This is a genomic window from Streptomyces sp. NPDC050439 (assembly GCF_040655335.1).
In the GTDB taxonomy this organism is placed as follows: Bacteria; Actinomycetota; Actinomycetes; order Streptomycetales; family Streptomycetaceae; genus Streptomyces.
This window is the reverse complement of the sequence record NZ_JBFAJT010000006.1, coordinates 301,369-323,779: the sequence shown is the minus strand read 5'-3', so window position 1 is coordinate 323,779 and position 22,411 is coordinate 301,369. Positions and strand designations below refer to the sequence as shown.

Sequence of the window (22,411 nt, the reverse complement as noted above, 5' to 3'; positions counted from 1 at the left end):
GCCCGTTATGACGAAGCCGCCCTCCGCCGCCCGATGAGCGTCCACGCGCCAAGGACCATCAGCAGCACGGTCCCGGCCCCGAACCCACCGGCGGCGACCACCTTCATGACGTCGCTGCCGCCGTCACGGTGACCGGCCCCGCCCCCGCTCTCGCCCCCGGCACCCGTCTCCCCCCGCAACGCCGCGTCCTTGTCCTCACCCGAGACGCTGAACTCATCGGCGGGCCGCGCCGTCCCCACGTACGCGGGCCCCGCCTTGGCCGCGCCGTCGACGTTCACCCGCAGCGTCAGGTCCAGCGGTCCGTCGCCGAACTCCCGGGTGACCTGCGGATTCAGATGGACCGAGAGGTAGTACCACCCGGCGAACCGTGTTCCGGCCACGCCGTCGATCGGGGAGTAACGGTTCTCGTGGGCCACGGGCGGCAGCGGGTCGAGCGCCGTCGTCTTCTGCCGGCCGTCGTAGGCCGTGGTGGCGTCATCAATGCGTTCGCGCACCGGATTGGCCAGAGACATCACGAGCGCCGACGTCACGTACTCGCCCCCTTCCCCGCTCGCACTGCCCAGCTCGGCGCTGGCCGAGATCTGTTGCCCCCAGTCGACCGGCACCCGGTAGAAGAGGGTCTGGCCGGGCTTGATCCGGTCGCCCCAGACGCCTGTCCGCAGCGCCCGTGCGTCGTTGAAGCCCGTGCCGCCCCTGCGCTCCTTGCGCGTGCCACCGGGCGGCGTGGGCGAGGCGGAGTTCCACGCTCCGGGCGGCGCCGTGGGGGCACTCTTGTCCACGCCGGGCTCCGACACGACGCGAAGCTCCGTGTCCCACGTCTCCGTACTGGAGCCCGGGTCGCTGTACCGCTCGACCACCACGTAGTACGTTCCGGCCACTTTGCACCGGTTGTCAGTCGGGCCGACCGCTCGTACCGCCGAGGCGGAGATGGGCCGCGGGCTCTGCGACGTACCGAACCGGGCGTCTCCGGAGTTGCAGTTGTTGCCGTTCGCGTCCTGCAAGGACACCTCTAGGCCGTCCCCGTAGGCGACCTTGGCGTCGAGCCCCGGGACGGCGGTGGCGGACACGTACACGGTCTCGCGGGCGTCCAATTGCAGCTGGTAGTAGAGCTTTGCGCCGCGTGCGAGAGAGCTCTTGTACGTCGATCCGGGCGTAAGTCGCGCGCTGTTCACGCTGGTCCGCGCACCGTCGACCGCCACGGCCCGCTCGGAGAAGACGTACGGGCCAGGTGCCGGGTCCGACGGCCCCTCCACGGCAGCCACCGCCACTCCCGAAGACACCGGAACCGCGCACAACACCGCACACAGCACCACACACAGCGCCGCCCCCGGCATCGCCCGGCCTCCGCGCAGCCGCCCCATCACGTGCCACCCCTCCCCCTGAGCCCCAGTCGTCCCGCGCACTATGCCCACGCGAGAACACGACAACCTTTGCTCACGCAAGGTGAGGGCTTGCGCACGCAAACCCGAGCGACAGGCGACCCAAAAGATTCGGACAGCCGGACAGCCCGGACAGCACAGGGCCCCGGCCGCAGAAGCGGCCGGGGCCCTGTTAAGAGACTGTTGTCGGTACTCACGAACCCGTGGGCACGGAGTCAGTCGCCTCCGTCCACAGATCCTGCTCGGCGCGATCCGCCTGGATCTGGCGGTACACGAGGAGCCCGCCGATGGCGGCCAGTGCGACCAGGAGAAGCTTCTTCACCGCGCGACCTCGTCTTTCTTGACGTAAGGGACCTCTGGCGCCCGACTATACACACCGATCGATACCGATCGGTGACCTGGATCCACCCCAACTCCCGCCCCGATCACAGCAGTCGAATCGGGCGCCGCCGCTCTCCGCCGCCTCACGGCTCGCCGCGCCATTCACCGCTCCCGACCCCACCCGGGCCTCTCCCAGGCCCTCCAGAGGCCATTTACGGCCATACGGGTGGTGTTCATCTGAACATCGACGCGCCACGAGCGTTGGTCCCCCACTCTCGGCTCGACATACACATGATGAGGAAAGTACGCAAATCGCCCAACCCGAAAGTGAGAAGCCATGACCGGCTCCAAGGCCATGAAGCTGTGGACCACGCTCATCACCGCCTTCCTCGCACTCTTCGCCACGCTGGGATTCACCACGACGGCAACGGCGGCCACGCCGGCGCAGCAGACCACGGAAACGTGCAAGAGCGCGCCGACCATGACGGCCCCACTCGCGGCCTACTGGGCAGCAGCGTACGAACGGTCCCTGCCGCCCACGATGAAGCAGCGCATCCGCGCAGAGGCCCACGGATCGTCCCCCAGCTGCCGCCACCTCCCCACGGACGACACGGAGACGGCCGTTGAGGCCGAGGCCCATCCGGGCGGGCTCGCCGCGGAGCCGTAGTCACACCCCGGCCCCCCAGGCCGCCGTCCCCCAGGGACCCCCACAGACACAAGCCCCACAGACACGAAGAAGACCCCCAGCCCGTATCGGCTGGGGGTCTTCTTCGTGTCTGTGGGGCTAACAGGATTTGAACCTGTGGCCTCATCCTTATCAGGGATGCGCTCTAACCAACTGAGCTATAGCCCCGCCGCGCTGCGGTGTGTCCCGCGCGCTGACCTCTGAAGATTAGCGCACGTGCGGGCCAGTCCCAAAATCGATACCTCCGTGGGCACCGCACAGGCCGATGCACACGTCAGGGCCCCGCCCTGATCGGGCGGGGCCCTGACCGCGAAAGCCCTCCGGCGCTGGGCGCCGGAGGGCCGGTGGAGCCAAAAGGAAACCGCCGCGGACTCGAAGGAACCGCTGGCTACGAACCGGCGGCTACAAGAAGAGACCCAAAGAAAGGATTACTCGTCCTCGGCCAGCGTCAGCTCGACGCCGCCCACGAAGCCCGCGGAGAGGTTGTAGATGAAGGCGCCGAGCGTCGCGAGCGCCGTGGCGAGGACCACGTCGATGACCGCGATGATCGTCGTGAACATCAGGACGCGCGGCAGCGACAGGAAGGACTGCAGGTCGAAGCCGTTGGACTCGTTCGAGCCCGTCGCCTCCGAGATCGTGCCGCCCACCGTGGAGAAGACGCCCATGGCGTCCATGACCATCCACAGCACGGCGGCCGCGACGATCGTGCAGATGCCGAGCGCGATGGAGAGCAGGAAGCTGACCTTCATCACTGACCACGGGTCGGCCTTGGCCACCCGCAGCCGCGCCTTGCGCGTACGAGGCGTCGTGCGCGCCCCCGTCCGCGGCCTGCGCACGGAACCCGTCTGGGAGTTCTGCTGATAGGCCTGCGGCGGGTGGTACGGCTGCGACCCCTGCTGCTGGGGCTGGCGCTCACCGGGCAGAGCACCGGTGGCGTTCGGGGACCCTTGGCCCCCCTGGGACCCGTCTGCGTACTGCGCTGACTGAGCCGGCTGCGGCCCTCGGGTGTCGGTCACGGTTCCCCCCTGGGATCCACGGGACTCATGCGAGTCGGGAGAATCAGTGGCGGAGCCACGGACACCGTCTGTACCGGCTGGGCCGGTTCCACTTGCCCCGGCGCCCGTGGCTCCACTCACGATGACTCTCTCCTCGCGCTACTCGGCCGCGGACTCCGTGCCCTCGTCCGTACCGACGGCCGGCTCGCCGTCGGCCGATTCGACGACGATGTCTCCGTCGACTTCCTCAGCCTCGCGCCCGGCCTCGGCGTTACGAGCGATACCGACCACGGCATCGCGCTTGCCCAGGTTGATCAGTTGGACGCCCATGGTGTCACGGCCCGTCTCCCTGACCTCGTTGACTCGCGTACGAATCACACCGCCGCTGAGGGTGATGGCGAGGATCTCGTCGGTCTCCTCCGTCACCAGCGCCCCCACGAGTTCGCCGCGGTCCTCCACGATCTTGGCGGCCTTGATTCCGAGGCCACCACGACCCTGGACGCGGTACTCGTCGACGTTGGTCCGCTTCGCGTAACCGCCGTCGGTTGCGGTGAAGACGAAAGTACCCGGCCTGACGACATTCATCGAGAGCAGTTCGTCGCCACCGCGGAAACTCATTCCCTTGACGCCCGACGTCGCGCGGCCCATGGGACGCAGCGCCTCGTCCGTCGCGGTGAACCTGATCGACTGCGCCTTCTTGCTGATGAGCAGCAGGTCGTCCTCGGAGGAGACCAGCTCGGCGCCGATCAGCTCGTCGTCCTTGCCGTCGTCCGTCTCGCGCAGGTTGATGGCGATGACGCCACCGGAACGAGGCGAGTCGTAGTCCTTGAGCGGCGTCTTCTTCACGAGGCCGCCCTTGGTGGCGAGAACCAGGTAGGGCACCGCTTCGTAGTCACGGATCGCGAGGATCTCGGCGATCTGCTCGTCCGGCTGGAAGGCGAGCAGGTTCGCCACGTGCTGGCCGCGGGCCTCGCGGCCGGCGTCGGGCAGCTCGTACGCCTTCGCGCGGTAGACGCGGCCCTTGTTCGTGAAGAACAGCAGCCAGTGGTGCGTCGTCGACACGAAGAAGTGGTCGACGATGTCGTCCTGCTTCAGCTTCGTGCCGCGCACGCCCTTGCCGCCGCGCTTCTGCGAGCGGTAGTCCTCCGTCTTGGTGCGCTTGATGTAGCCACCGCGCGTGATCGTGACGACGATGTCCTCTTCGGCGATCAGGTCCTCCATGGACATGTCGCCGTCGAAGGGGACGAGCGCCGATCGACGGTCCTCGCCGAACTTGTCGACGATCGCCGCGAGCTCCTCGCTGATGATCTGGCGCTGCCGCTCGGGCGAGGCCAGGATCGCGTTGTACTCGTTGATCTTCGCCTGCAGTTCGTCGTGCTCGGCGACGATCTTCTGGCGCTCCAGGGCGGCGAGGCGGCGCAGCTGCATCTCGAGGATGGCGTTGGCCTGGATCTCGTCGATCGAGAGCAGGCCCATCAGGCCCTCACGCGCGACGTCGACGGTCTGGCTGGCCCGGATGAGGGCGATGACCTCGTCGATGGCGTCCAGGGCCTTGAGCAGGCCACGCAGGATGTGGGCCCGCTCCTCGGCCTTGCGCAGCCGGAACTTCGTGCGCCGGACGATGACCTCGACCTGGTGCGTCACCCAGTGGCGGATGAACGCGTCCAGGGAGAGGGTGCGCGGCACGCCGTCGACCAGGGCCAGCATGTTGGCGCTGAAATTCGACTGGAGGTCGGTGTGCTTGTAGAGGTTGTTCAGGACGACCTTGGCGACCGCGTCCCGCTTCAGGACGACGACGAGGCGCTGTCCGGTGCGCGAGGACGTCTCGTCGCGGACGTCGGCGATGCCGCCGACCCTGCCGTCCTTGACCAGGTCGGCGATCTTCTGCGCGAGGTTGTCGGGGTTGGTCTGGTAGGGGAGCTCGGTGACCACCAGGCACTGGCGGTTCTGGATCTCCTCGACCGCGACGACCGCGCGCATGGTGATGGAGCCACGGCCCGTGCGGTACGCCTCCTCGATGCCCTTTCGGCCCACTACTAGTGCGCCGGTGGGGAAATCGGGGCCCTTGATGCGCTCGATGAGGGCGTCGAGCAGCTCCTCGTGCGAGGCGTCCGGGTGCTCCAGGGCCCACTGCGCGCCTGCCGCGACCTCGCGGAGGTTGTGCGGCGGGATGTTGGTGGCCATGCCGACCGCGATGCCCGCCGAGCCGTTGATGAGCAGGTTCGGGAAGCGCGCCGGCAGGACCGTCGGCTCCTGGTTGCGGCCGTCGTAGTTGTCCGTGAAGTCGACGGTGTCCTCGTCGATGTCACGGACCATCTCCATGGCCAGCGGCGCCATCTTGCACTCGGTGTACCGCATGGCGGCCGCCGGGTCGTTGCCCGGAGAGCCGAAGTTGCCGTTGGAGTCCACCAGGGGCATCCGCATCGACCACGGCTGGGCCAGGCGGACCAGGGCGTCGTAGATGGAGGAGTCGCCGTGCGGGTGGTAGGTGCCCATGACGTCGCCGACGACGCGGGCGCACTTGTAGAAGCCCTTCTCGGGGCGGTATCCGCCGTCGTACATCGCGTACAGGACGCGGCGGTGCACGGGCTTCAGGCCGTCCCGTACGTCGGGCAGCGCACGCGACACGATGACGGACATCGCGTAGTCGAGGTAGGAGCGCTGCATCTCCGTCTCGAGCCCGACGGGCTCGACACGCATGCCCACGCCGGGAACGGCGGGCTCCTCTTCGGGCATCACAGGGGTGTTCTCGTCGGCCATCGCTGGTCAAAGTCCTTTCGAGGTGCGGCTTGTACGGGCCGACTCAGATGTCGAGGAAACGGACGTCCTTGGCGTTGCGCTGAATGAACGAGCGCCGTGCCTCGACGTCCTCTCCCATCAGCACCGAGAAGAGGTCGTCGGCCTGTGCCGCGTCGTCCAGGGTGACCTGGCCGAGAACGCGGTGATCCTGGTCCATCGTCGTGACGCGCAGCTCCTCGGCGTTCATCTCGCCGAGACCCTTGAAGCGCTGGACCGAGTCGTCCCTGACGCGCTTGCCGGCCTGGCGGCCGATCTCGATGAGGGCGTCGCGCTCGCGGTCCGAGTACGCGTACTGGAAGTCGTCCCGGCTCCACTTGATCTTGTAGAGCGGCGGGCGCGAGAGGTACACGTGGCCCGACTCGACGAGCGGCCGCATGAAGCGGAACAGGAACGTCAGGAGCAGGGTGTTGATGTGCTGACCGTCGACGTCGGCGTCCGCCATCAAGATGATCTTGTGATAGCGGAGCTTCTCGATGTCGAAGTCCTCGTGCACTCCCGTGCCGAAGGCCGAGATGAGGGCCTGGACCTCCTGGTTGTGCAGGATCTTGTCGATCCGCGCCTTCTCGACGTTCAGGATCTTGCCTCGGATGGGCAGGATGGCCTGGTACATCGGGTCACGGCCGGACTTCGCCGAACCACCGGCGGAGTCACCCTCGACGATGAAGATCTCGCACTTCGTCGGGTCGTTCGACTGGCAGTCGGAGAGCTTTCCGGGCAGCGAGGCCGATTCGAGCAGGCCCTTGCGGCGGGTCAGGTCGCGTGCCTTGCGGGCGGCGACGCGGGCCGTGGCGGCCTGGATGCTCTTGCGGATGATGTCCGCGGCCTCGTTCGGATTCCGGTCGAACCAGTCCGTGAGGTGCTCGTGCACGACCTTCTGTACGAAGGTCTTCGCCTCGGTGTTGCCCAGCTTGGTCTTGGTCTGGCCCTCGAACTGGGGCTCCCCGAGCTTCACCGAGATGATCGCCGTCAGACCCTCGCGGATGTCCTCGCCCGTGAGGTTGTCGTCCTTCTCGCGCAGCAGCTTCTTCTCGCGCGCGTACCGGTTGACCAGGCCCGTCAGAGCGGCCCTGAAGCCCTCTTCGTGCGTGCCGCCCTCGTGCGTGTGGATCGTGTTCGCGAAGGAGTAGACACCTTCGGTGTACTGCGAGTTCCACTGCATCGCGATCTCGGCCGAGAGCATGCGCTCCTTGTCCTCGGCCTCGACGTCGATGACGGTCGGGTGAATGACCTCGCCCTTGCGGGAGTTGAGGTACTTCACGAAGTCGACGATGCCGCCTTCGTAGTGGTACGTCACCGTGCGGGCCTCGGGGGCCGCCTCGTCGTCGGTGGCCTCGGTGGAGTCCGCACCCGCCGTCGCCTTCGCCGACTCGCGCTCGTCGGTGAGCTTGATGGTCAGTCCCTTGTTGAGGAACGCCATCTCCTGGAAGCGCCGTGCGAGCGTCTCGAAGGAGTACACGGTCGTCTCGAAGACGTCCGGGTCGGCCCAGAAGGTGACCGTGGTGCCGGTCTCCTCGGTCGCCTCGTGCCGCTCCAGGGGGGCGGTCGGGGCACCCGTCTTGTAGTCCTGCGTCCAGCGGTAGCCGTCGGTCTTGATGTCGACGGCGAGCTTGGTGGACAGGGCGTTCACGACGGAGACACCGACGCCGTGCAGACCACCGGAGACGGCGTACCCGCCGCCGCCGAACTTGCCGCCCGCGTGCAGCACGGTGAGCACGACCTCGACGGCCGGCTTCTTCTCGACGGGGTGGATGCCCACCGGGATGCCACGGCCGTTGTCGATGACGCGTACGCCACCGTCGGCGAGGATCGTCACGTCGATGGTGTCCGCGTGCCCCGCGAGGGCTTCGTCGACGGAGTTGTCGACAACCTCTTGCACGAGGTGGTGCAGGCCACGCTCACCGGTCGACCCGATGTACATGCCAGGTCGCTTGCGGACCGCGTCCAGACCCTCGAGGACGGTGATCGCGCTGGCGTCGTACGAGGCTGTGACCTCGCCGTTCTCGCCGGCGGCGGTGGACGGGATGTTCTCGTTGGGGTTGCCGGAATCGGCCACGAAGCGCCCTTTCTGGCACAGCACAAGCCAAGCACCCGGCGGTGGCCGGAGCGGCTGCGTCGTTCAGCGATAGTCAGCGTTGCTCGGTGCGACCCACAAGTGGGGCGGGATTAGCTTCCAGTCTACCGGTAGCGCCGACAGTGATGGGGGTTTGCCGGTACCTGAGTCCGCATGTGCCGTCCTGAACCGGCATCATCCGACTCCCCATATGCGGCCCGGGGCTCTAAGAGGCTCACAGCGGCACTCAGCGCTTCGGGGTGTCAACCTTGAGCTACCAACCGGTACGGCCTCAGCCGTAGGTGTCCCCGGGGCCCGTGCTGCCCGGTGCGCGCAGGGGTCCGAAGCGCCGCGTGGGGCCGCTGGGACCAAGGACTTTGATGAGGCGCACGGTGCCGTGGCCGAGGTCCTCGTTGAGGCGCGCGACCAGCTGCGGGGCCAGGAGGCGCAGATTCGTCGCCCAGGCCGTGGAATCGCACTGGACGGTCAGGACGCGCTCGTTCTCGTCGTACCTCTGGGGCACGCAGTGCTTGGCCAGGTCCTCGCCGACGATCTGCGGCCAGCGGCCCATCACACCGCCGACCGCGGCCGGTGTCTCCCAGCCGCGCTCGGTGATCAGGCGGTTGATGGCGGAGCCGAGCGGTTGCGGGTCACGCCCGTCGGCGCGCGCGCCGGAGCGAAGACCGCCTCTACGGGCCTGCTTCTTCTGCTGGGCGGCGTCTCCACGCGCGCGTGCCTGTTCCTTGGCGGCACGCAGGGCGACCCGGGCGAGGTCGACACCGGAGGGCTCGGGCGTCTTCGGGCTCTCCTTGGGGGCGTCCTGAGGAGCACCCTTGGCGGACTCTTCGCCGCTCATACGCGCTCCACCGCGCCGTCCGACACCGCGAACCGCGTCCCGGCGAGCACGCCCGGCACGTCGTCCTCCACCGCGGCCGTGACCAGGACCTGCTCGCCCGGCGCCACCAGCTCCGCGAGCCGCTCCCGGCGGCGCGCGTCGAGCTCCGCGAACACGTCGTCCAGGACGAGCACGGGTTCGTTCCCCTCGGCACGCAGGAGGTCGTACGAGGCGAGGCGCAGCGACAGGGCGTACGACCAGGACTCGCCGTGGCTCGCGTACCCCTTGGCGGGGAGCTGGCCCAGCTTGAGGAGCAGGTCGTCGCGGTGCGGGCCGACCAGCGTCACCCCACGCTCGATCTCCTGCTTGCGGGCCTCTTCGAGGGCGGCGATCAGCTGCTCGAACAGAGCCTCGCGCGTATGGCCGTCGCCCGGCGCGGAGGGCTTGTACTCAAGGGTGACGGGTCCGCCGCCGGGCGCCAGCTGTTCGTACGCCTTGTCGGCGAGCGGCTGCAGCGAGGCGATCAGGTCCAGCCGCTGGGTGAGCAGTTCGGCGCCCGCGCGGGCGAGGTGCTGGTCCCAGACGTCGAGTGTGGACAGGTCCATGGAACGCCCGCCGTGCCGCCGTGCCAGGGCCGCCGACTTCAGGAGGGTGTTGCGCTGCTTCAGCACCCGGTCGTAGTCGGAGCGCACGCCCGCCATGCGCGGGGAGCGGGCCGTGATCAGCTCGTCCAGGAACCGTCGGCGCTCACCCGGGTCGCCCTTGATCAGCGCCAGATCCTCGGGAGCGAACAGCACCGTACGCACGATTCCCAGCACGTCACGGGGCTTGACCTGCGAGGACCTGTTGATGCGGGCGCGATTGGCCTTGCCCGGATTGAGTTCGAGCTCGACCAGCTGCTGGCGCTCGCCCTGGCGGACCGCGGCCCGGACGACGGCGCGCTCGGCGCCCATGCGCACCAGTGGGGCGTCCGAGGAGACCCGGTGGCTGCCGAGCGTGGCGAGATAGCCGACGGCCTCCACGAGGTTCGTCTTGCCCTGGCCGTTGGGGCCCACGAACGCGGTGACGCCCGGATCGAGAGGGACCTCGACCCGGGCGTACGAGCGGAAGTCGGCCAGCGACAGATGCGTGACGTGCATGGTGTGCGCCGACCTCCCCCGGCTTGCTTCTCTTGCTGAGAGGCCTGTGGGAAACAGCTGATGTTCCCCACAGGCTGTGGATCAGTTCTCGCTCTTGGACTCGACCGCGTGGCCACCGAACTGGTTGCGCAGCGCCGCGATCATCTTCATCTGCGGGGAGTCGTCCTGCCGCGAGGCGAACCGGGCGAAGAGCGAGGCCGTGATCGCGGGCAGCGGCACGGCGTTGTCGATGGCGGCTTCCACCGTCCACCGGCCCTCGCCGGAGTCCTGCGCGAAGCCGCGCAGCTTCGCCAGGTGCTCGTCGTCGTCCAGGGCATTGACCGCGAGGTCGAGCAGCCAGGAACGGATGACCGTGCCCTCCTGCCAGGAGCGGAAGACCTCGCGTACGTCCGTGACGGAGTCGACCTTCTCCAGGAGCTCCCAGCCCTCGGCGTAGGCCTGCATCATGGCGTACTCGATGCCGTTGTGGACCATCTTCGAGAAGTGGCCCGCTCCGACCTTGCCGGCGTGCACGGAGCCGAAGTCGCCCTCGGGCTTGAGCGCGTCGAAGATCGGCTGGACCTTCTCGATGTCCTTGGCGTCGCCGCCGTACATCAGCGCGTAGCCGTTCTTGAGGCCCCAGACGCCGCCGGAGACGCCGCAGTCGACGAAGCCGATGCCCTTGGCGGCGAGCTCCTCGGCGTGCTTCTCGTCGTCCGTCCAGCGGGAGTTGCCGCCGTCCACGACGACGTCGCCGGGCTGGAGCAGCTCGGCGAGCTCGTCGACGGTGGACTGGGTCGCGGCTCCGGCCGGAACCATCACCCAGACGACGCGCGGACCCTTGAGTTTGCCCACAAGCTCTTCGAGGCTGTGGACATCCGCGACGTCCTGGTTGCGGTCGTATCCGATGACGGTGTGGCCTGCGCGGCGGATGCGCTCGCGCATGTTGCCGCCCATCTTGCCGAGGCCGACGAGACCGAGCTCCATCAGTGGTTCCTTAAGTAGCGATGTGGCGTGGAGGCACCTTCGTACCCGCGTCCGAGCCTACGCCCGGACGCCCGCTCACACCTGTGGGCTCAGCCGCTCAGACGTACGGGCATGATCAGGTACTTGTAGGCCTCGTCGGCCTCCGCGTCCACGGCCGGCCTGCCGCTCAGGAGCGCCGGCTTCGTCGACGTCGTGAACGACAGCTGGGCGACCGGGGAGTCGATCGCGCTCAGGCCGTCGAGCAGGAACGTCGGGTTGAAGGCGATCGAGACGTCGTCGCCCTCGAGCTGGGCGTCGACCCTTTCCACAGCCTGTGCGTCGTCGCTGGAGCCGGCCTCCAGGATCAGCACGCCCTGCTCGAAGCTGAGCCGCACCGGGGTGTTCCGCTCGGCCACCAGGGCCACGCGCTTCACGGCCTCGACGAACGGGGCGGTCTCGATGACCGCGATCGAGTTGAACTCCGTGGGGAAGAGCGTCTTGTACTTCGGCAGGTCGCCCTCGAGGAGACGCGTGGTCGTACGCCGACCGGCGCCCTCGAAACCGATCAGGCCCTCACCGGCACCGGAGCCGGACAGCGCCAGGGTGACCGTGTCGCCGCTCGTGAGCGCCTTGGCGGTGTCCAGGAGCGTCTTGGCGGGCACCAGGGCGACCGCGGACGCCTCGGGGTTCTCCGGCTTCCACAGGAACTCGCGGACCGCGAAGCGGTAGCGGTCGGTGGAGGCCAGCGTGACCGTGTCGCCCTCGATCTCGATGCGTACGCCGGTCAGGACGGGGAGCGTGTCGTCGCGGCCCGCGGCGATGGCCACCTGCGCGGCGGCCGAGGCGAAGACCTCACCGGGGACCGTGCCGGTCGCGGTGGGCATCTGCGGCAGCGCGGGGTACTCCTCCACAGGGAGTGTGTGGAGTGTGAATCGCGAGGAGCCGCAGACCACCGTGGCCCGCACACCGTCTGTGGAGATCTCCACCGGACGGTTGGGAAGGGCGCGGCAGATGTCGGCGAGCAGCCGGCCGGAGACGAGGACCGTGCCCTCGTCGTCGATCTCGGCGTCCACGGAGACACGCGCCGAGACCTCGTAGTCGAAGCTGGAAAGGCTGAGTGCGCCTTCCTCGGCCTTCAGCAGCAGGCCCGCGAGGACAGGTGCCGGTGGCCGGGCCGGGAGACTGCGCGCCGCCCACGCCACTGCCTCCGCGAGTACGTCGCGTTCCACCCGGATCTTCACTTAGCCGCCCTCCTGCTGTTGCTGGCACTGGGGACCAGTCTGACGCACCGCACTGACAGTGGGTGCCCGTCGGGGTCAAGTCGTGACGAGCGGCGCCTGAGGTCCGGAGCGCGAGTTGTGCACAGGCCCCTCTTCGAAGCCAATTCCCCGGTGACTCTAGGGGGCAGTAGTAGTAGGGCCTGTGGAAACCGTGGATAACCGCGTATGCGCAGGTCAGTGCCGGTTTTTTATCCACCGCGCCTGTGGGCGGAGGCGGTGGACAACCGGTGGTTTCTGTGGACGGGCGAAAGTTCTGCACACCCGATGCACAGGCAGGGGGTACTTCTCCCCAACGCTGTCCCCAGTTTTACCCACCTTCCCCACAGGCCAACCGACCACCTTGGTGTGACGCCTTTCACTCGGCACGGTGACGGGGCGCGTTGCGTTGCCGAACAGTGGACAGCCGTGTGGAGAAGCTGGGGAAAGCTGGGGACAACCGGCCCGAGCCTGTGGGTTGCCGGTGGACAAGTTCATGCACACCCTGTGGACGAGATTTTCCTCCACAGCCTGTGGAGGACCGTCGTCCACCAATCCACAACCACTTGACCTGGCTTGATGATCCTTCAGCAGGGTCCCCTGTGGACAGCGTCTGGACAACTTCTCGGTCCCCAGGGTGTGGAGGGGAAAAAGTGCGCACATCTGTGGAGAACAGGCCTCTCAGCTGGGGAAATCGAACAGTCGGGAGGCGTTGACGGGCTCCACGCGCGCGTGCACAACGCCGAAGGGCGCCCCGGAAGTTGTCCCGGGGCGCCCTTCGGAGGTGTTTGCCGGCCTCTGTCAGCCGTTCTTGATGCGGTTGGTGAGCTCGGTGACCTGGTTGTAGATCGAGCGCCGCTCGGCCATCAGGGCCCGGATCTTGCGGTCCGCGTGCATGACCGTCGTGTGGTCGCGGCCGCCGAACTGCGCGCCGATCTTGGGCAGGGAGAGGTCCGTCAGCTCGCGGCAGAGGTACATCGCGATCTGGCGGGCCGTCACCAGGACGCGGCTGCGCGAGGATCCGCAGAGGTCGTCCACCGTCAGACCGAAGTAGTCCGCGGTCGCGGCCATGATGGCCGGAGCCGTGATCTCCGGAGAGGCGTCCTCGCCGCCCGGGATCAGGTCCTTCAGGACGATCTCCGTCAGACCCAGGTCCACCGGCTGCCTGTTGAGCGAGGCGAAGGCCGTGACCCGGATCAGCGCGCCCTCGAGCTCACGGATGTTGCGTGAGATGCGGGACGCGATGAACTCAAGGACCTCCGGCGGGGCGTTGAGCTGCTCCTGCACCGCCTTCTTACGAAGGATGGCGATACGCGTCTCGAGCTCCGGCGGCTGGACGTCGGTGATCAGTCCCCACTCGAAGCGGTTGCGCAGCCGGTCCTCCAGCGTCACCAGCTGTTTGGGCGGCCGGTCGCTGGAGAGCACGATCTGTTTGTTCGCGTTGTGAAGCGTATTGAAGGTGTGGAAGAACTCCTCCTGCGTCGACTCCTTGCTCGCGAGGAACTGGATGTCGTCGACGAGCAGGATGTCCATCTCGCGGTACCGCTTGCGGAAAGTGTCGCCCTTGCCGTCGCGGATGGAGTTGATGAACTCGTTCGTGAACTCCTCGGAGCTCACGTAGCGCACGCGCGTGCCGGGATAGAGGCTTCGGGCGTAGTGACCGATGGCGTGCAGCAGGTGCGTTTTGCCGAGCCCGGACTCTCCGTAGATGAAGAGGGGGTTGTACGCCTTGGCGGGCGCCTCGGCCACGGCGACGGCCGCGGCGTGCGCGAAGCGGTTGGAAGCGCCGATCACGAAGGTGTCGAAAAGATACTTCGGGTTGAGACGCGCGGTGGGCTCGCCGGGCGCCGACGCCGGGGCCGGCTGAGCGGCCAGCGGGCCGGGGGTGCCGCTGCCGTGGACACCGTGGCCGTTGCCGTGGCCGCCGCCCCGGGGGTCGTGTCCGCCGGATCCCTGCGACTGGTCGTGACGCTCACGTCTGTCGTGGCGGTCGTGCCGGTCGTGGCGGTCCTGCTGGTCCTGCCGGTCCTGGCGGTGCTGTTCATACGGGGAGTGCCCCTGCGGGGGCTGCGACCGGTAGTCGTGCTGGGGCTGCTGCTGGGGGCTCGCGTACGGGTCCCGCTCGGGAAAGCCCAGCCGCTGCTGCTGCCAGCCGTAGTCGTCCTGCTGGGGCGGCTGCTGCTGCGGCCAGGCGCCGGGCGCGGGGCGCTGATAGTCGGGGTACGCGGGGCGGGCGGTCGGCAGCTGGTCGGGCCCGTGGCCCGGTGCATGGTCGTCCGAGGTGCGGCGGCCGTAACCGTCGTACTGCTCATGTCCCTGATTGGGGCCCGGGTGCTGCTCCGGCTCCTCGTAACGTTGCTGCTGTTGCTGGCCGGGCTGCTGCTGGTATGGCGGCGCCGTGGGGCCGGGCCGGTCCATGGGGTCGCCGACCGAGTCGTCCACCGTGATGGCGATACGGATCGGGCGGCCGCACTCGCGGCTCAGCGACTCGCTGACGATGGGGGCGAGGCGGCCCTCGAGCACGCCCTTGGCGAACTCGTTCGGCACGGCCAGCAGGGCGGTGTCGGCGACGAGTGCCAGCGGCTGGCAGCGCTTGATCCAGCGCTCGTCCTTCGCGTCTACTCCGTGTCCCCGCCCCTCACCCAGCAGCTGCTCCAGAACTCGTGGCCACACTGCGGCAAGATCGGCAGGTACGTCAGCCACAAGGCACGCTCTCTCACGGGGTCCCACGAAGGTGTGGTTCTTGGGACGGAAATCGGGATGGGCAGGGAGAAGGGAATGAATCGGAGTTTGGCCACGGTAGTCAGGGCAACGGCTGCGGTTCAAGTTGTTGTCCACAGGCTGTGCACAGTGTCTCTCCCTGACGGTCGGTTTGACCGGATGGCGTAGCCCCGCGTACCGTGACCAGGTCGAGTTGTCGATGGCTGCTGCCGCCTGCCTCCGATGGGCAAAGATCACGATCTGTGATTGTGAAGCGGTGCACTCGGTGCGTATTCGCGAGCTTCTCGTGGGCGCACGGTGACAGCCAGGCGATGTCCCGCCACCACACAATCATTTCTGGAGCCCCCGAGTGAGCAAGCGCACCTTCCAGCCGAACAACCGTCGCCGCGCCAAGACCCACGGCTTCCGCCTGCGGATGCGCACCCGTGCCGGCCGCGCGATCCTCGCGAACCGTCGTGGCAAGGGTCGCGCCAGCCTTTCCGCCTAATCGTTTAGGTCATGACGTCGTGCTGCCTACCGAGCATCGGCTGAGGCGGCGCGAAGACTTCGCGACCGCGGTACGCCGAGGACGACGGGCCGGACGCCCGCTTCTCGTCGTCCATCTTCGTAGCGGTGCAACGGACCCGCACGCGCCTGGGGAGAGCGTTCCCCCGACGCGTGCGGGTTTCGTCGTGAGCAAGGCCGTTGGCGGAGCAGTCGTACGCAATACGGTGAAGCGCAGGCTTCGCCATCTGATGCGCGACCGGGTGGGCCAGCTGCCCCCCGGTAGCCTGGTAGTCGTACGAGCGTTGCCCGGATCGGGTGACGCCGCCCATGCACAGCTGGCCCAAGACCTGGACGCCGCTCTTCAGCGGCTGCTGGGAGGGGGCGCTCGATGAAGTACCCACTGCTGGCTCTGATCAAGCTGTATCAGTGGACGATCAGTCCGCTGCTTGGTCCGGTGTGCAAGTACTACCCGTCGTGCTCCCGCTACGGCTACCTGGCCATCGACCGGCACGGTGCGATCAAGGGAACGGCGCTGACGGCCTGGCGCATCCTGCGGTGCAATCCGTGGTCGCTCGGTGGTGTCGACCATGTCCCGCCGCGCAAGCGTCCGCGGTGGCACGAGATGCTGCGCGCCATGTGGCGCGAGCGCAAGGGCGGGCCCTCCGCCGCTGGCGTGCCCTCCGAGGAGATGTCCCCGGATACCCCGAGCCCGGCCGCCGAGACCCCGTCCCATGCTCAAGGAGCCTGATTAGTGGACACGATTGCCAGTCTGTTCAGCTTCATCACGACACCCGTTTCCTGGGTCATCGTCCAGTTCCACTCGCTGTACGGGGCCATTTTCGGTCCTGACACGGGCTGGGCCTGGGGCTTGTCCATCGTGTCCCTGGTGATCTTGATCCGTATCTGCCTGATCCCGCTCTTCGTGAAGCAGATCAAGGCGACCCGGGCGATGCAGACGCTGCAGCCCGAGATGAAGAAGATCCAGGAACGCTACAAGAGCGACAAGCAGCGTCAGTCCGAAGAGATGATGAAGCTGTACAAGGAGTCGGGTACGAACCCGCTCTCCTCGTGCCTTCCCATCCTGGCGCAGTCGCCGTTCTTCTTCGCGCTCTACCACGTGCTCTCCGGCATCGCGTCGAACGACACCATCGGCGTCATCGACAAGCCGCTGCTCGAGAGCGCGCAGAAGGCGCACATCTTCGGCGCCCCGCTCGCCGCGAAGTTCATGGACAGCCAGGAGAAGGTCGAGGCGCTCCACGCCTCGCTGACCGACGTCCGCGTTGTCACCGCGATCATGATCATCCTGATGTCGGCGTCGCAGTTCTTCACGCAGCGCCAGCTGATGACGAAGAACGTGGACACGACGGTCAAGACGCCGTTCATGCAGCAGCAGAAGATGCTGATGTACGTCTTCCCGATCATGTTCGCCGTGTTCGGCATCAACTTCCCGGTCGGTGTTCTCGTCTACTGGCTGACCACCAACGTGTGGACCATGGGTCAGCAGATGTTCGTCATCCGCCGTAACCCGACTCCGGGCTCCAAGGCTCAGGCCGCGTACCTCGAGCGTCTGCAGAAGCAGATCACGCACCACAAGAAGGTGCGGGGCCGCGGCAACGTGAACGTCATGAAGGCGATCGTCGCCAAGGGACGTGACCGCAACGAGTTCGAGCGCAAGTTCATCAATGGCCTGAGCAAGGCGGGTCTCGTGGCCCAGACCGACGGCTCCGTCGCGCCGAGCGACTCCGCTGTCGCCACGGAGACCGAGGACGGCACTCCCGCAGCCGGTGCCACCCCGAAGCGGCAGCAGCCCAAGCGCCAGAGCAAGTCGCAGCGCCAGTCCGCCGCCACACACGGCAAGGCGGAGAGCGACACAGAGGCCCCTTCGGACGCGAAGACGTCACTGGAGAAGACTCAGGACGAGCCTGAGGACGCCGCTCCCCAGGGCAAGCCCGCGGGCGGCAAGTCCGGGTCAGGTAACGCACGCCAAGCCAAGTCGGGGCAGCGCAAGGGCCAGCAGCGGCCCAAGCACCCGTCCAAGAAGTAGAAGGAGTCCATCCCGTGACGGAAGGCACCACCGCCCCCGCCGAGGCCGAGGTCGAGGCCGGCGACACCCTCACCCGCCTTGAGCAGGAGGGTGAGATCGCGGCGGACTACCTCGAGGGTCTGCTGGACATCGCCGATCTCGACGGCGACATCGACATGGACGTCGAGGCCGACCGCGCCGCTGTCTCGATCATCAGCGACTCGCACAGCCGCGACCTGCAGAAGCTCGTCGGCCGTGACGGTGAGGTCCTGGAGGCGCTCCAGGAGCTGACCCGTCTCGCCGTGCACCGCGAGACCGGCGACCGCAGCCGCCTCATGCTGGACATCGCGGGTTACCGCGCCAAGAAGCGCGAGGAACTCTCCGAGCTGGGTGCCAAGGCCGCGGCCGAGGTGAAGAGCTCGGGTGAGCCGGTCAACCTCAAGCCGATGACGCCCTTCGAGCGCAAGGTCGTGCATGATGCGGTCAAGGCCGCCGGTCTGCGCAGCGAGTCCGAGGGCGAGGAGCCGCAGCGCTTCGTCGTCGTGCTTCCCGCCTGATCGCACGCCGTTTCCCCGGCCCCGTCTGTTCGCAGGCGGGGCCGGTCTTTGTCAGCCTGATAGTCAGCCACCCCAGTGCGGTACGGAAGGACGGTCCCCGTGACGGAGGCAGCGGAGCTCCCCTCGGCGCCCGAGCAGGCCCGGGCGGTATTCGGTGAGCGCTTCTCGGACGCGGTCCGGTACGCGGAGTTGCTGGCCGACGCGGGAGTGCAGCGCGGCCTGATCGGCCCCCGCGAAGTGCCCCGGCTGTGGGAGCGGCACCTGCTGAACTGCGCGGTCCTCTCCGAGGTCGTGCCCGAGAACGTGATGGTGTGCGACGTCGGCTCGGGGGCGGGCCTGCCGGGTATTCCGCTGGCTCTCGTCCGCCCGGATCTCAAGATCACGCTGCTTGAACCTCTGCTGCGGCGGACCAACTTCCTCACCGAAGTGGTCGAGCTGCTCGGGCTCGACCATGTGACGGTCGTGCGGGGGCGCGCCGAGGAGGTCCTTGGCAAGCTGCCTCCCGTCCACGTGGTGACCGCGCGGGCCGTGGCACCACTGGACCGCCTCGCGGCCTGGGGCGTGCCGCTCTTGCGTCCCTACGGGGAGATGCTTCTGCTCAAGGGGGACACGGCTGAGGAAGAGGTCAAGGCCGCCGGGGCTGCACTGAGCAAGCTCGGCGCCGTGACGACCTCCGTGTTGCATGTCGGTGAGGGCGTGGTGGATCCGCTGTCCACGGTCGTGCGGGTCGAGGTCGGGGAGAGCCCCGGCGGTGTGCGTTTCGCGGCCAAGCGCGCGAAGGCTGCTCGGACTGGTCGTACCAGGCGTCGTCGCTGAGCAGTCCCGCCCTCGTCGTTGATCCGTCCTGACGACGAGCCGTACTCCACACAAGCTGCCAAACGTACGCATACCGGGGTGTCGCGCATGCGGCACCCCGGCTGCCGTGCATCGTGTTTCACGTGAAACGTCGCTCACTGCTGCATGGCATCATCAGTCGCGGCCGCGCTGCGGAACCTCGCGAGCGTCGGCCACTCGGTTCCCTCGATAAGGGAACGGAGTTGTCCACAGAGGTGGATTCGTCCACAGAAGACCGGGCCTCGCTGGTTCACGACCCTCAAAGCATGGGAGGCTCTGTTCATTGCGAGCCTGAAGTCGAGGAGAGTGAATCCTTGCGGTCCGACGCCAACATCGCGGGACCGATGACCGATCCGGTCCCCGGTCCCCGTACCGAGTCGGCGGGGGAGGATGTTTCACGTGAAACACCGCCCCCGATGGACGACACCCCCATCGGTCGTGCTGCCCAACTGGCGGTGGAAGCCCTGGGCCGAGCAGGCGAGGGCCTGCCACGACCCGAGCAGACCCGCGTCATGGTGGTTGCCAACCAGAAGGGTGGAGTGGGCAAGACGACGACAACCGTCAACCTCGCCGCTTCACTTGCTCTGCACGGCGCGCGCGTCCTGGTCATCGACCTCGACCCGCAGGGCAACGCCTCCACGGCGCTGGGTATCGACCACCACGCGGAAGTGCCGTCCATCTACGACGTGCTGATCGACAGCAAGCCGCTTTCCGAAGTCGTGCAGCCGGTCCCCGATGTCGAAGGACTTTTCTGTGCCCCGGCCACCATCGATCTCGCCGGTGCGGAGATCGAGTTGGTGTCGCTGGTGGCGCGGGAGAGCCGACTGCAGCGGGCGATCCAGGCGTACGAGCAGCCGCTGGACTACGTCCTCATCGACTGCCCGCCCTCGCTCGGCCTCCTTACGGTCAACGCCCTGGTTGCCGGCGCGGAGGTGTTGATCCCCATTCAGTGCGAGTACTACGCACTGGAGGGCCTCGGTCAGCTCCTGCGCAACGTCGACCTGGTCCGAGGGCACCTCAACCCTCATCTGCACGTCTCGACGATCTTGCTCACCATGTACGACGGCCGCACCCGGCTCGCTTCACAGGTGGCGGACGAGGTGCGCACCCACTTCGGCGAGGAGGTCCTGCGGACGAGCATTCCCCGCTCGGTCCGTATCTCCGAGGCGCCGAGCTACGGCCAGACCGTGCTCACCTACGATCCGGGGTCGAGCGGTGCCCTCTCGTACTTCGAGGCGGCGCGGGAGATCGCGCTCCGTGGCGTCGGCATTCGCTACGACGTACAGCACGCCCACCTGGGCGCTCAGAATGATCAGCACAGCACGACGGAGGGGATGCAGTGAGCGAGCGACGTAGAGGGCTGGGCCGTGGCCTCGGCGCCCTGATCCCTGCGGCCCCGACGGAGAAGTCGACCGCCCAGGCCATGAACGGAGCTTCGGCTTCGCCGAGTGCCGTACCAGTGCTTACGGCCGAGCGGGGTGTGGCGGCCGCGAAGGTGGCTGCGCTCCCGCAGAGCCCTGTTTCACATGAAACGGAGCAGGCGCCGCACGAGACGGTGGAGATCGAGGAGAGCCCGGTCGGTGCGCACTTCGCCGAGCTGCCTCTCGACTTCATCACGCCCAACCCGAGGCAGCCCCGTGAGGTCTTCGATGAGGACGCCCTCGCCGAGCTGGTGACCTCCATCAAGGAGGTCGGACTTCTCCAGCCTGTCGTCGTGCGGCAGGTCGGGCCCTCGCGCTACGAGCTCATCATGGGTGAGCGGCGCTGGCGGGCTTGCCGTGAGGCAGGACTCGAGCGCATCCCGTCGATCGTCCGTGCCACGGACGACGAGAAGCTCCTCCTGGACGCACTCCTGGAGAACCTGCACCGTGCACAGCTGAACCCGCTGGAAGAGGCTGCCGCCTACGACCAGCTGCTCAGGGACTTCAACTGCACGCACGACCAGCTCGCGGATCGGATCGGGCGTTCGCGCCCGCAGGTCTCGAACACGCTGCGGCTGCTGAAGCTGTCGCCGGCGGTTCAGCGCAGGGTTGCCGCCGGGGTGCTCTCCGCGGGCCACGCTCGCGCTCTGCTGTCCGTCGAGGACTCGGAGGAGCAGGACCGCCTGGCGCACCGGATCGTGGCCGAGGGGCTTTCGGTGCGAGCCGTAGAGGAGATCGTGACCCTCATGGGTTCGCGGCCGCAGAGCACTCCGCGGGCCAAGGGGCCGCGTGCGGGTGCTCGGGTGTCGCCGTCGCTGACCAGCCTTGCCACGCGTCTCTCCGACCGGTTCGAAACCCGGGTGAGGGTGGACCTGGGGCAGAAGAAGGGCAAGATCGTCGTCGACTTCGCCTCGCTGGAGGACCTTGAGCGCATCCTCGCGACGCTCGCTCCGGGCGAGGGGCCGGTCCTGAAGAACGGGCTCGCCGAGGACTCCGCCGAGGACGACACGACCGAGGGCGAAGAGGCCTGAGCCTCTTCAGCCAGTCCGCCGAGAGCGGGCCGTGTCCGGTGTGTACCGGAACACGGCTCGCTCTTTGCTTTCCTACGGTTTCGGTGCAATCGCATCGTGGATACGATGCGATTGGGTATGGCACATCCAGCTGGCGGCACCTCATTGGGGAGGGGAGGGCCATGCGATCGGTGAGCCGGACCGGATTGATGACTGCGGGCCTTGGGCTGGGAGCTGTCGGCGGATTCGTCGGCAGCCTGCTGAAGGAACGGAGCGCTCTGACCGCCGCCCGTGATGCGGCGGGCGAAGGAAGTGAGGAACAGCCTTCATGGGGCGTCGGCTCGTACCGCTCACGCTGGACAACCTTCCGGACCTTCCCCAGCGTTGCCGGACGTGTGTCTTCTGGGAGCTGGACCCGGTCAGCGGCCAGGCCGCGGTAAAGGCCGGTACGCCGGAGCTCGAGAAAGAGGCGTGGATCTCCGCGGTCCTGCTCGAGTGGGGATCCTGCGGTCGGGTCGTCTACGTCGATGATCTTCCGGTGGGCTTCGTGCTGTACGCCCCGCCGGCGTATGTGCCTCGAGCCACCGCCTTTCCGACGAGCCCGGTGTCCCCCGATGCCGTGCAGCTGATGACCGCCTGGATCATGCCGGGCTACCAGGGCCAGGGGATCGGCCGTGTCATCGTCCAGACAGTCGCGAAGGATCTGCTGCGACGGGGATTCAAGGCGATCGAAGCTTTCGGCGATGCCCGGTGGGAGAAGCCCGCCTGTGTGCTGCCCGCCGATCACCTGCTGGCGGTGGGCTTCAAGACGGTCCGCCCGCATCCCTCATATCCACGGCTGAGGCTTGAGCTGCGGACGACGCTCTCCTGGAAGGAAGACGTCGAGATGGCGCTCGACCGGTTGCTGGGGGCGGTACAGAAGGAGCCGGTGCTCCGGCCGCTCTGATCCTGGGCG

The 22,411-nt window shown here is 67.8% G+C and carries 20 protein-coding genes and 1 tRNA gene; 10 read left to right on the top strand and 11 right to left on the bottom strand.

Features of this window, described 5'->3' with window-relative positions; genetic code table 11:
• Positions 1 to 5: 5 nt before the first annotated feature.
• Both AB0I66_RS25990 and AB0I66_RS25985 read right to left on the bottom strand, forming a co-directional pair.
• A complete protein-coding gene (locus tag AB0I66_RS25990; RefSeq protein ID WP_363210345.1) occupies positions 6 to 1,262 on the bottom strand; it encodes a hypothetical protein in 1,257 nt (418 codons plus the stop codon).
• 310 nt (positions 1,263 to 1,572) lie between these two features.
• A complete protein-coding gene (locus AB0I66_RS25985; RefSeq protein WP_003999697.1) occupies positions 1,573 to 1,701 on the bottom strand; it encodes a DLW-39 family protein in 129 nt (42 codons plus the stop codon).
• Positions 1,702 to 2,037: 336 nt separating this feature from the next.
• Between AB0I66_RS25985 and AB0I66_RS25980 the strand changes: the two genes are divergently transcribed.
• Complete coding sequence (locus tag AB0I66_RS25980) at positions 2,038 to 2,367, top strand: DUF6344 domain-containing protein (protein ID WP_363210344.1); 330 nt, start codon at positions 2,038 to 2,040, stop codon at positions 2,365 to 2,367.
• 112 nt (positions 2,368 to 2,479) lie between these two features.
• Here AB0I66_RS25980 and AB0I66_RS25975 read toward each other — a convergent pair.
• From AB0I66_RS25975 to dnaA, 9 genes are all read right to left on the bottom strand, one after another.
• Positions 2,480 to 2,553 (bottom strand) — tRNA-Ile (locus tag AB0I66_RS25975).
• Positions 2,554 to 2,813: 260 nt separating this feature from the next.
• Complete coding sequence (locus AB0I66_RS25970) at positions 2,814 to 3,521, bottom strand: DUF3566 domain-containing protein (RefSeq protein WP_363210343.1); 708 nt, start codon at positions 3,519 to 3,521, stop codon at positions 2,814 to 2,816.
• A gap of 18 nt (positions 3,522 to 3,539) precedes the next feature.
• On the bottom strand, positions 3,540 to 6,140 hold the full coding sequence (gene gyrA / locus AB0I66_RS25965; RefSeq protein ID WP_363210342.1) for a DNA gyrase subunit A: 2,601 nt from the start codon (positions 6,138 to 6,140) through the stop codon (positions 3,540 to 3,542).
• 43 nt (positions 6,141 to 6,183) lie between these two features.
• Positions 6,184 to 8,256 (bottom strand): DNA topoisomerase (ATP-hydrolyzing) subunit B, encoded by a 2,073-nt coding sequence (gyrB, locus tag AB0I66_RS25960; RefSeq protein ID WP_363210341.1) that lies wholly within the window; start codon positions 8,254 to 8,256, stop codon positions 6,184 to 6,186.
• A 265-nt stretch (positions 8,257 to 8,521) separates the two neighbouring features.
• A complete protein-coding gene (locus tag AB0I66_RS25955; RefSeq protein WP_363210340.1) occupies positions 8,522 to 9,085 on the bottom strand; it encodes a DciA family protein in 564 nt (187 codons plus the stop codon).
• A complete protein-coding gene (recF, locus tag AB0I66_RS25950) occupies positions 9,082 to 10,203 on the bottom strand; it encodes a DNA replication/repair protein RecF (RefSeq protein ID WP_363210339.1) in 1,122 nt (373 codons plus the stop codon). Before recF ends, AB0I66_RS25955 begins: the two co-directional genes overlap by 4 nt.
• An 81-nt stretch (positions 10,204 to 10,284) precedes the next feature.
• Complete coding sequence (gene gnd / locus AB0I66_RS25945; RefSeq protein ID WP_363210338.1) at positions 10,285 to 11,169, bottom strand: phosphogluconate dehydrogenase (NAD(+)-dependent, decarboxylating); 885 nt, start codon at positions 11,167 to 11,169, stop codon at positions 10,285 to 10,287.
• Positions 11,170 to 11,258: 89 nt separating this feature from the next.
• Positions 11,259 to 12,389 (bottom strand): DNA polymerase III subunit beta, encoded by a 1,131-nt coding sequence (dnaN, locus tag AB0I66_RS25940; protein ID WP_344518427.1) that lies wholly within the window; start codon positions 12,387 to 12,389, stop codon positions 11,259 to 11,261.
• A gap of 816 nt (positions 12,390 to 13,205) precedes the next feature.
• Positions 13,206 to 15,107, bottom strand: a complete 1,902-nt coding sequence (dnaA, locus tag AB0I66_RS25935; RefSeq protein WP_363210337.1) for a chromosomal replication initiator protein DnaA — start codon at positions 15,105 to 15,107, stop codon at positions 13,206 to 13,208.
• Positions 15,108 to 15,474: 367 nt separating this feature from the next.
• Here dnaA and rpmH point away from each other — a divergent pair, with 367 nt between their 5' ends.
• The 9 genes from rpmH (at position 15,475) to AB0I66_RS25890 (ending at position 22,402) form a co-directional block, all read left to right on the top strand.
• On the top strand, positions 15,475 to 15,612 hold the full coding sequence (rpmH, locus tag AB0I66_RS25930; protein ID WP_006381191.1) for a 50S ribosomal protein L34: 138 nt from the start codon (positions 15,475 to 15,477) through the stop codon (positions 15,610 to 15,612).
• A 19-nt stretch (positions 15,613 to 15,631) separates the two neighbouring features.
• Entirely contained in the window at positions 15,632 to 16,003 is a 372-nt protein-coding gene (gene rnpA / locus AB0I66_RS25925; RefSeq protein WP_363210336.1) for a ribonuclease P protein component, read from the top strand.
• A complete protein-coding gene (gene yidD, locus AB0I66_RS25920; protein ID WP_363210335.1) occupies positions 16,000 to 16,359 on the top strand; it encodes a membrane protein insertion efficiency factor YidD in 360 nt (119 codons plus the stop codon). The genes rnpA and yidD overlap by 4 nt, the downstream gene beginning before the upstream one ends.
• 3 nt (positions 16,360 to 16,362) lie before the next feature.
• The gene (gene yidC, locus AB0I66_RS25915; RefSeq protein ID WP_363210334.1) at positions 16,363 to 17,655 is read left to right on the top strand and encodes a membrane protein insertase YidC; all 1,293 of its coding nucleotides are present in this window, start codon (positions 16,363 to 16,365) and stop codon (positions 17,653 to 17,655) included.
• A 14-nt stretch (positions 17,656 to 17,669) separates the two neighbouring features.
• Entirely contained in the window at positions 17,670 to 18,191 is a 522-nt protein-coding gene (locus AB0I66_RS25910; RefSeq protein ID WP_363210333.1) for a R3H domain-containing nucleic acid-binding protein, read from the top strand.
• 99 nt (positions 18,192 to 18,290) lie between these two features.
• Positions 18,291 to 19,007, top strand: a complete 717-nt coding sequence (gene rsmG / locus AB0I66_RS25905) for a 16S rRNA (guanine(527)-N(7))-methyltransferase RsmG (RefSeq protein ID WP_363210332.1) — start codon at positions 18,291 to 18,293, stop codon at positions 19,005 to 19,007.
• Between the two features lie 284 nt (positions 19,008 to 19,291).
• Positions 19,292 to 20,368, top strand: a complete 1,077-nt coding sequence (locus AB0I66_RS25900; RefSeq protein WP_363210331.1) for a ParA family protein — start codon at positions 19,292 to 19,294, stop codon at positions 20,366 to 20,368.
• The gene (locus tag AB0I66_RS25895) at positions 20,365 to 21,477 is read left to right on the top strand and encodes a ParB/RepB/Spo0J family partition protein (protein WP_363210330.1); all 1,113 of its coding nucleotides are present in this window, start codon (positions 20,365 to 20,367) and stop codon (positions 21,475 to 21,477) included. Before AB0I66_RS25900 ends, AB0I66_RS25895 begins: the two co-directional genes overlap by 4 nt.
• Positions 21,478 to 21,784: 307 nt before the next feature.
• Positions 21,785 to 22,402, top strand: coding sequence for a GNAT family N-acetyltransferase (locus AB0I66_RS25890; protein ID WP_363210329.1), 618 nt, complete (start codon positions 21,785 to 21,787; stop codon positions 22,400 to 22,402).
• The last annotated feature ends 9 nt before the right edge of the window (positions 22,403 to 22,411 follow it).

Bases quoted from the DNA above. Each gene is read 5' to 3' on its own strand.
- gyrA (WP_363210342.1), bottom strand. From the start codon at position 6,140: ATGGCCGACGAGAACACCCCTGTGATGCCCGAAGAGGAGCCCGCCGTT.
- yidD (WP_363210335.1), top strand. From the start codon at position 16,000: ATGAAGTACCCACTGCTGGCTCTGATCAAGCTGTATCAGTGGACGATC.
- AB0I66_RS25955 (WP_363210340.1), bottom strand. From the start codon at position 9,085: ATGAGCGGCGAAGAGTCCGCCAAGGGTGCTCCTCAGGACGCCCCCAAG.
- gnd (WP_363210338.1), bottom strand. From the start codon at position 11,169: ATGGAGCTCGGTCTCGTCGGCCTCGGCAAGATGGGCGGCAACATGCGC.
- AB0I66_RS25890 (WP_363210329.1), top strand. From the start codon at position 21,785: ATGGGGCGTCGGCTCGTACCGCTCACGCTGGACAACCTTCCGGACCTT.
- recF (WP_363210339.1), bottom strand. From the start codon at position 10,203: ATGCACGTCACGCATCTGTCGCTGGCCGACTTCCGCTCGTACGCCCGG.
- AB0I66_RS25900 (WP_363210331.1), top strand. From the start codon at position 19,292: ATGGGAGGCTCTGTTCATTGCGAGCCTGAAGTCGAGGAGAGTGAATCC.
- AB0I66_RS25980 (WP_363210344.1), top strand. From the start codon at position 2,038: ATGACCGGCTCCAAGGCCATGAAGCTGTGGACCACGCTCATCACCGCC.